Origin of the sequence: Streptomyces sp. DvalAA-14, assembly GCF_900091855.1 — a bacterium.
Taxonomy (GTDB): Bacteria; Actinomycetota; Actinomycetes; order Streptomycetales; family Streptomycetaceae; genus Actinacidiphila.
The window spans coordinates 1-7,954 of the sequence record NZ_FMCH01000525.1 but is presented as its reverse complement, the minus strand read 5'-3'; the positions used below and the strand labels follow the sequence as shown (position 1 = coordinate 7,954).

Genomic DNA, 7,954 nt, shown 5'->3' with positions numbered 1-7,954 from the left:
CCACCATCGCCGCGTCGCTGCGGCGCGAGCGCGCCCGGGCCGGACTCTCGCTCACCGAGGTCGCCCGCCGCGCGGGTATCGCCAAATCGACCCTCTCCCAGCTGGAGTCGGGCGCCGGCAACCCCCAGTGTGGAGACGCTGTGGGCGCTCAGTGTCACCCTCGACGTGCCCTTCGCCCAGCTGGTGGACCCGCCGAGACCCCAGGTGCAGATCATCCGGGCCGGGGAGGGCCTGGCCTTCGCCGCCGAACGGGCCGACTACGTGGCCACGCTGCTCGCCTCCTGCCCGCCGAACGCCCGCCGGGACCTCTACCTGATCTCCGCCCAGCCGGGCACCTCCCGCGACTCGGACCCGCACATGCCGGGGGTTATCGAGCATGTCGTGCTGAGCAGCGGCCGCGCCCTGGTCGGGCTCGCCGACGAACCGGTCGAGCTCGACCCGGGCGACTACGTCGCCTATCCGGGTGATGTCGCCCACGTCTTCCGGGCGTTGGCGCCGGACACGGTGGCGGTCATGCTGCAGGAGCACCGCTGAACGCGGCGGCTCCGGCCGGGACGGCGGGACGGCACCCGCTCCCGGCCCACCGGCGACCGGCATCCGCCGACCGCCGACCGGCCACCACTGAGCGGCGATCACCGAACCGCGACACAGAACCGCGTCACAGAGCCGCGACAACCCCCGGGGAGGGCACGGCAGATGGGGCCGACCGAGAGCGCCGAAGGCGGCGGGTCCGCCGTACGGGTCGAGCGGGCCGGGGCGGTGACCACGGTCGTCCTGTCCCGCCCGGGCGTCCGCAACGCCGTGGACGGGCCCACCGCGGCCCGACTCGCCGACGCCTTCCGGGAGTTCGAGGCCGATGATCAGGCGGCAGTGGCCGTGCTCTGGGGCGAGGGCGGCACCTTCTGCGCGGGCGCCGACCTCAAGGCGATCGGGACCGGGCGCGGCAATCAGGTGGTCGAGGACGGTGAGGGCCCCATGGGTCCCACCCGGCTGCGGCTCGGCAAGCCCGTCATCGCCGCGATCGCCGGCCACGCGGTCGCGGGCGGACTGGAGTTGGCGCTGTGGTGCGATCTGCGGGTCGCCGAGGAGGACGCGGTCCTCGGGGTCTTCTGCCGCCGCTGGGGCGTACCGCTCGTCGACGGCGGCACCGTGCGGCTGCCCCGGCTGATCGGCGCGAGCCGGGCGATGGACCTGGTGCTCACCGGCCGGCCGGTGCACGCCGCCGAGGCGCTGGACATCGGCCTGGTCAACCGGGTCGTGCCCCCGGGCGCCGCCCGCGCCGCCGCCGAGCGGCTCGCCGCTGAACTGGCCGCCTTCCCGCAGACCTGTCTGCGCCAGGACCGGCTCTCCCTGCTGGAGCAGGACGGCCTGCCCGAACGCGACGCGCTGGCCAACGAGTTGGCCCACGGCCTGATCTCGCTGCCGGAGGCGGCGACCGGCGCGGCCCGTTTCACCGCCGGGGAGGGCCGGCACGGAGTCTTCGGCAGCTGACCCCGCCGCGACGACGCGCCGCGAGCGGCGGCCGGCCATGAAACGCCCGCCGCGAGCGGCCGCCCCGAAGCCCGTCGTGCGCGGCCGCGCCCCGGAAGGCCGCGGCGGAAGCCGACTGCCGGGGGTGCCCGCGGCCGGGCCGACCGGCGCGGCTCAGTGCTGGAAGAGCCGGAGCCCGGTGCGTACCAGGGTGATCCCGTGTTCCGCACAGGCCTCGGCGACCTCGGCGGAGCGCAGCGAGCCGCCCGGCTCGGCGATCCACTGGACGCCGTAACGGGCCGCGTGGTCGACGTTGTCGCGGAAGGGCAGCGCGCCGTCCGAGGCGAAGGCGACGCCGGACAGGCGAGCGGCCCAGTCCCCCCGCTCCTGCGCGCTCGGCTCGGCGGCGGGCACGGTCAGGGCCGCCGCGAGCCGGACGCGTTCGTTCGCGGTCAGATCGCCCTCGGCCACCCGCACCTGCCAGTTGACCCGCTCCTGGCGCCGTACCGCCGCGCCGAACTCCATGGCCCGCACCGCCGGATGGCGGCGCAGCCACCAGGTCGCCGCCTTCGCGCCCGCCAGCCGGGTGCAGTCCACCCGTGACTGCTGGCCGGCCCCGATACCGAGGGTGACCCCGTCCCGCACGTAGCAGACCGCGTTGGACTGGGTGTGGCGTACTACGGCCAGCCCGAGCAGCAGATCCGCCGCCGCCGCGGCGGGCAGCGGCGCCTGCCCGCACACCACGTTTCCGAGCAGGTCCGTGCTCAGCGGCACCTCGTCGCGGGCCTGGGCCAGCTGCAGCCCGTAGATCTCGCGCCGCTCCATCTCCGGTGGCACGAAGGCCGGATCGGCGGCCAGGACGAGGAAACGGCCGCGCTTCTTGGCGCTCAGCGCGGCGACCGTGCCGGGCTCGTACCCCGGGGCGACGATGCCGTCGCACACCACGCGGCCCAGCAGCGCCGCGAGTTCGGCGTCGACCGGGTGCGAGACGGCCGCGAAGTCGCCGTACGACGACTTCGGATCGGCGTCCCGGGCCCGGACGTAGGCGCTGGCCAGCGGACCGGCGATGCCCTCGGCCGGATCGAAACCGTAGAACGCGGCGGTCGGAGCGTCGACCGGGCCGGCCAGCGCGGCGCCGGCCGGGGAGACATGCTTGAAGGACGCCGCGACCGGCCGCCCGAGCGCCTGCGCGGCCTCCCGTACCAGTCGCCAACCGCTCAGCGCGTCCAGCAGATTGAGATAGGACGGATCACCGTTGAGCACGCGCAGCGGCCAGGCGCCCGGCGTGATCGGTTCGGCGCTCGCTCGCGCCTGCTGGGGGTTGAGTCCGTACCGCAGTTCCATCAGGGGCCTCCACAGCCGTACCACATCGCTGAGTGAGGCGCCCAGGCGGTCGGCGCTCCTCCGAACTGCACGGCCGCTCCCCGGTGGTCCTCCACCCTCGCCAGTCGCGGCCACCGCCGACTCTACCCGGACCTCCGGGGCGGCCCCCGGAGGTCCCCGCTGATGCCGGCCTCAGCCCCGCCCGGTCGCGCGGGCCGCGCGCATCGCCCAGGTCAGGCAGCCCAGGGCAGCGGTGCAGGCCACCGTACGAACGGTGTTCCAGCGTACCCAGCCGGACTCGAACGCCGCCCGGACCGCGGCCGGATCACGGAGCCGCGCCGGGTCGCCCGCGTCCCTGAGCCCGTCGTTGAGCGGCACGTTCAGGGCCATGGTGACGACCAGGGAAGCCGCGTAGAGCGCGACGCCGGCGATGATCCACGGCAGGGCGGGCCGTCCGTCGCCCCGGCCGTGCAGCGCCGCCGCCAGCGCGCCCAGCAGCAGCGCGCCGCCGAAGGCGAGGCCGAACCAGCCGTTCAGGATCGCTACGTTGATCCGCTGCATCGCCTCGACGAACGTCCGGTCGTCCGAAGCGCCGAGACCGGGCAGCACGGCGACGCAGAAGGCGAAGTACAGGCCCGCCATGAGGCCCGTGCTGATCGTGGTGGCCAGCAGCACGAGGCCGCGGAGGTCGGCGGGCACGGCAACTCCTCGGGAGCGGGGGTGTGTCGTCATGGCATCGAGTACAGCCGCCGGCGCCCGCCCCGGCCATCGTCGAGAAGCTCATCCGCATGCGCGGCCGTCCAGCCTAGGCTGGAGGCCATGGAGACGGTGGGGGCCATGGAGACGGTGGGGGCCATGGACGCACTGGGGAGCCTGCTGGACGGTCCACGGGCGCGCGGCGCCTTCCTGCTGCGGTCGGTGCTCAGCTCGCCCTGGTCGATCAGGATCGAGGACCGCGCGCCGCTCACCGTGGTCTTCATGGCGCGCGGCCACGCCTGGGTGGTGCCGGACGGGCGCCCGGCCGTGCCGCTGCCGGCCGGGGACATCGCGGTCGTCCGGGGCCCGGAGGCGTACACCCTCGGCGACGACCCGGCCGGCGAGCCGCGGATCGTCGTCCGGCCCGGCCAGGTCACCACCGACCCGCGCGGCGATCCGCTGTGCGAGGCGATGGACCTCGGCGTCCGCACCTGGGGCGACGACCCCGACGGCGCCGCGGTGATGATCAGCGGTACCTACCAGCTGGGCGGTGAGGTCAGCCGGCGGCTGCTGGCCGCGCTGCCGCAGATCCTCGTCCTGCCCGCCGACGCCTGGCGCGGCCCGCTGCCCGAACTGCTCGCGCTGCTCCAGCAGGAGATCGTCAAGGAACAGCCCGGCCAGGAGGTCGTGCTCGACCGGCTGCTCGACCTGCTGCTGATCACGGTGCTGCGCGCCTGGTTCTCCCGCCCGGAAGCCGGGGCGCCGTCCTGGTACGCGGCCCAGGGCGATCCCGTCGTCGGCCCCGCCCTGCGCCTGCTGCACAACGACCCGGCGCACCCCTGGACGGTGGCCGCGCTGGCGGCCCGGACCGGGGTGTCCCGGGCGGCGCTCGGCCGGCGCTTCACCGAACTGGTCGGCGAGCCGCCGATGGCCTACCTCACCGGCTGGCGGCTCGCACTGGCCGCCGACCTGCTGCGGGAGCCCGACGCCACCGTCGCCGCGGTGGCCCGGAAAGTCGGTTACGGCAGCCCGTTCGCGCTCAGCGCGGCCTTCAAGCGGGTGCGCGGGGTCAGTCCCCGGCAGCACCGATCGGGCGCGGCGGCCCGCTGAGCGGCCGGGGGTGGCCGACAGTAGGGGCATGAGCGGAGACGAGGAACTCACGATCGAGGAGCAGGACGCGGCGGGGGAGGGAATGGTGGGACAAGTCGGCCGGGTGGAGCCCGAGTCGGAGCCGGAGCCGGAGCCCGAGTCGGAGCCGGAGCCGGAGCACGAGCGGGCGGCCTCGTCCCCGTCGTCCGCGCTGACCGACTTCACCGGGGACGCGCGGCCCTACGGCGGCGGCGACCCGTACGCGGACTACCGCAGGGCGGCGTTGCCGTTGTCCGGACTGGTGGACCTGGCCGACCGCCGGCTGGGCGGCGCGGTGATAGCGGCCAATGACGAGTTCTTCGCCGACCGGGAGAATCTGCTGCTGCCCGGGCCGGCGGTGTTCGACCCCGGGCGCTTCGGCCACAAGGGCAAGGTGATGGACGGCTGGGAGACCCGGCGCCGCCGGGGCCGGTCCGGGCAGGACCCGCACCCCGATCCCGCCGACCACGACTGGGCACTGGTACGGCTGGGGGCGCCGGGGGTGGTCCGCGCCATCGTCGTCGACACCGCGCACTTCCGCGGCAACTACCCGCAGGCCGTGTCGGTCCAGGCCACCGCGCACGCCCTGTCCGCCGGCCCCGAGGACCTGCTCGATCCGGGGGTGGAGTGGACCGAACTCGTCCCCCGCACCGCGATCGGCGGCCACGCGGAGAACGCCTTCGCGGTCCGCGTCGAGCGCCGCTTCACCCACCTGCGGCTGCGCCAGCACCCCGACGGCGGCATCGCCCGGCTGCGGGTCCACGGCGAGGTCGCGCCCGATCCGGGCTGGCTGGCCGAGCTGGGCACCTTCGACCTGGTCGCACTGGAGAACGGCGGCAGCGTCGAGGACGCCTCCGACCGCTTCTACTCCCCGCCGGAGCACACCATCCTGCCGGGCCGCTCGCACCGCATGGACGACGGCTGGGAGACCCGCCGCCGCCGCGACACCGGCCACGACTGGATCCGCTACCGGCTGGTGGAGCAGGGCGAGATCCGGGCCGTGGAGATCGACACCGCCTACCTGAAGGGCAACGCGGCGGGCTGGGCGTCGATCGCGGTACGCAACGGCCCCGACGGCGCGTGGACGCAACTGCTGCCCCGGGTCCCGCTCCAGCCCGACACCGTGCACCGCTTCCTGGTCAACCCGCTGCCCGCCACCCATGTGCGCGTCGAGATCTTCCCGGACGGCGGCATCTCCCGGCTGCGGCTGCACGGTTCGCTCACCGAGCAGGGCGCGGCGCGGCTGGCCGCGCGCACCGAGGCGATCAGCTAGCGGCGATCGGCCAGCGGCCCGGGGCCGTGTCCCGGGTGCCGTCCCGGGTGGCGGCCCCGGCGGCGGCTACTCGGCGCCGAAGATCCTCAGCAGTTCGTTCTTCCCGAACACCTGGGCCGTCTCGACGGCCGAGGGGGTGCCGGCCGTGGGATCGGCGCCGCCCTGGACCAGGGCCATGATCACGTCCTGCTCGCCCTTGAAGACCGCGCCGGCCAGCGGGCTCTGGCCCCGGTCGTTGATCCGGTTGGGGTCGGCGCCGCGGTCCAGCAGCGCCCGCACCGCGCCGGCGTGGCCGTGATAGGCGGCGAGCATCAGCAGCGTGTCGCCCCGGTCGTTGGTCAGATCGGCGGAGACCCCGGCATCGACATAGGCCGCCAGGTGGGCCGCGTCGCCCTGCCGGGCCAGGTCGAAGAGCTTGGTCGCGAACTCGATCAGCTCGGCGTCGGGAGCGTCGGCCGGGTCGTGCGCGGGGCCGCGGCCGGGGCCGGAGGTCGCATCGGGCGTGGGGTCGGTCATGCCCCCACCCTACGCAGGGCAGCGACCGTCGAAAAAGGAAATCACCACGCGCCGCGGCGGGCCGTCGCCGGCCCGGACGTCCAGGGGTACGCAGGCACGGCCGTCCCCGGCCACGAAGAAGGCGCCGATGAAGACGGTGGCCGCGCCCGGGCAGCCGTGGAAGGTCACCGCGGGCGCCGGGGACATGCCGTAGCCGATGCCGTACTGGAGCCCGGCGCGGGCCCGTTGGTCGGGGCCGATGGTGACGGTGACCTGCTGGGAGCTCCACACCTCGGAGTCGACGCGGTAGTGCCAGCCGTCGGCGTTCTGCACGCCGTGCGCCTTCTGGTCGCCGGTGGCCAGCGCGGCGGCGCCGTGCCAGATCAGGGCGCCGGCGCTCACATCGTTCCTGGACGCGGGAGGTCCGGCTGGTGTGGCATTCGGGGCCCCGGACTTGGCGGACGTACCGCTGGTGGAGGGCAGCGGGTGGATGGTCCCCTCGACGCAGCGCACCGGGCGCGGGTGCGCGATGCTGCCGACCGGTGGGGGCAGGGACGCGGTGGCCCGCGGGACCTGGTCGCCGTCGTCCGACGCGCCGCCCGCCGTGCAGCCCGCCAGCAGTGCCAGCGCCCCGGCTGCCACACCGGCCGATCGCCACCCTCGACCCGACATGGGCATCACCCCTCCGTCAGGACGGTACGTCCTCAGCCCAGCGGCGGCCAGACCACCAACTGCCGCACCAGCTCCGGATCTCCGGTCAGCCGCAGCGCGGCCCCGTCCCAGGGCACCCGGCGGTAGAGGGCGAGCAGCAGATCGCTGGCCGGCCCGGCCAGCACCGCGCCCGCCCGCGGACCGTCGCCGCCGCGCACCGCGGAGGCCCCGGTCGGATCCAGGATCAGCGTCCACGCCGGGCCCTCGTCGGCGGCCAGTACGACCCGGGCCGGGGAATGCGGCCAGCCGTCCATCGAGCCGAAGCCGACCTGCAGGAACTCGTCGAGCGCGTCGAGCGCGACAGCCGGCGGCAGCGGTTCGGGCGCGCCCGCCGCCTCCTGCGCGTCACGGGTGTGGACCGCCGCCTCCTGCACCTGGTGGCGGGCCACCGCGCCCGCCGTGGCCGGCCGGCCCGACGCGGCCCACCACGTCCAGCAGGGCGTGTCCGGGCCGGCCGCGCGCAGCGCGTCCAGCAGCAGCGCGGTGGACCGGGCCGACCACGCCAGGAGTTCACCCGTGGGCTCGCGATCCGCCACCGCTTCCTCCGACGGCGGTCGCCGGGCCGGGCCGGCCGAAACCGTCGCCGCCCAGAACCGCTGCACACCGCCCAGATGCGCCGCCAGGTCCCGCGTCGTCCAGTCGGGACAGCCAGGCACCCGGGCCTGCGGATCCGCCGCCCCCACCGCGTCGCGGAAGGCGGCGGACCGCTCCTCGATGCGCGCCAGCCAGTGCTCGAACGGCAGTGCGGGCAGGGCGAAGTGGGAAGTCGTCATGGGCTCCGTTGTAGCAGCGACCTCCGACACCTGCCGGCGCCGGCGCCCGGGCCCGGCCCGCGTGACCTCGGACGTTGCCGGCGGG

General features: G+C 75.5%; 8 protein-coding genes, 1 pseudogene and 1 riboswitch. Of the genes and pseudogenes, 4 read left to right on the top strand and 5 right to left on the bottom strand.

Annotated features, from left to right (window positions below; translation table 11 throughout):
- Positions 1–5: 5 nt before the first annotated feature.
- A pseudogene (locus tag GA0115240_RS28395) lies at positions 6–534 on the top strand (helix-turn-helix domain-containing protein).
- A gap of 162 nt (positions 535–696) precedes the next feature.
- Positions 697–1,491 carry a crotonase/enoyl-CoA hydratase family protein gene (locus GA0115240_RS28390; protein ID WP_093741022.1) on the top strand — a complete coding sequence of 265 codons (795 nt, stop codon included), beginning with the start codon at positions 697–699 and terminating at the stop codon, positions 1,489–1,491.
- Positions 1,492–1,644: 153 nt separating this feature from the next.
- Here the strand turns inward: GA0115240_RS28390 and GA0115240_RS28385 are convergent, their stop codons facing one another.
- Both GA0115240_RS28385 and GA0115240_RS28380 read right to left on the bottom strand, forming a co-directional pair.
- A complete protein-coding gene (locus GA0115240_RS28385; protein ID WP_093741020.1) occupies positions 1,645–2,814 on the bottom strand; it encodes a phosphoribosylaminoimidazolecarboxamide formyltransferase in 1,170 nt (389 codons plus the stop codon).
- Positions 2,815–2,846: 32 nt separating this feature from the next.
- Positions 2,847–2,932, bottom strand: a riboswitch (ZMP/ZTP riboswitch).
- 53 nt (positions 2,933–2,985) lie between these two features.
- Positions 2,986–3,492 carry an anthrone oxygenase family protein gene (locus GA0115240_RS28380; protein ID WP_256070044.1) on the bottom strand — a complete coding sequence of 169 codons (507 nt, stop codon included), beginning with the start codon at positions 3,490–3,492 and terminating at the stop codon, positions 2,986–2,988.
- A 156-nt stretch (positions 3,493–3,648) separates the two neighbouring features.
- Between GA0115240_RS28380 and GA0115240_RS28375 the strand changes: the two genes are divergently transcribed.
- Together GA0115240_RS28375 and alc are read left to right on the top strand one after the other, a co-directional pair.
- Entirely contained in the window at positions 3,649–4,599 is a 951-nt protein-coding gene (locus GA0115240_RS28375) for an AraC family transcriptional regulator (RefSeq protein WP_093741026.1), read from the top strand.
- An 82-nt stretch (positions 4,600–4,681) separates the two neighbouring features.
- Entirely contained in the window at positions 4,682–5,890 is a 1,209-nt protein-coding gene (alc, locus tag GA0115240_RS28370; protein WP_093741024.1) for an allantoicase, read from the top strand.
- 66 nt (positions 5,891–5,956) lie between these two features.
- On the opposite strand, the gene GA0115240_RS28365 is transcribed toward alc, so the two are convergent.
- From GA0115240_RS28365 to GA0115240_RS28355, 3 genes are all read right to left on the bottom strand, one after another.
- The gene (locus tag GA0115240_RS28365) at positions 5,957–6,406 is read right to left on the bottom strand and encodes an ankyrin repeat domain-containing protein (RefSeq protein WP_093741016.1); all 450 of its coding nucleotides are present in this window, start codon (positions 6,404–6,406) and stop codon (positions 5,957–5,959) included.
- A 9-nt stretch (positions 6,407–6,415) separates the two neighbouring features.
- A complete protein-coding gene (locus tag GA0115240_RS28360) occupies positions 6,416–7,027 on the bottom strand; it encodes a hypothetical protein (protein WP_093741014.1) in 612 nt (203 codons plus the stop codon).
- A gap of 62 nt (positions 7,028–7,089) precedes the next feature.
- Entirely contained in the window at positions 7,090–7,869 is a 780-nt protein-coding gene (locus tag GA0115240_RS28355) for a maleylpyruvate isomerase family mycothiol-dependent enzyme (protein WP_093741012.1), read from the bottom strand.
- Positions 7,870–7,954: the final 85 nt, after the last annotated feature.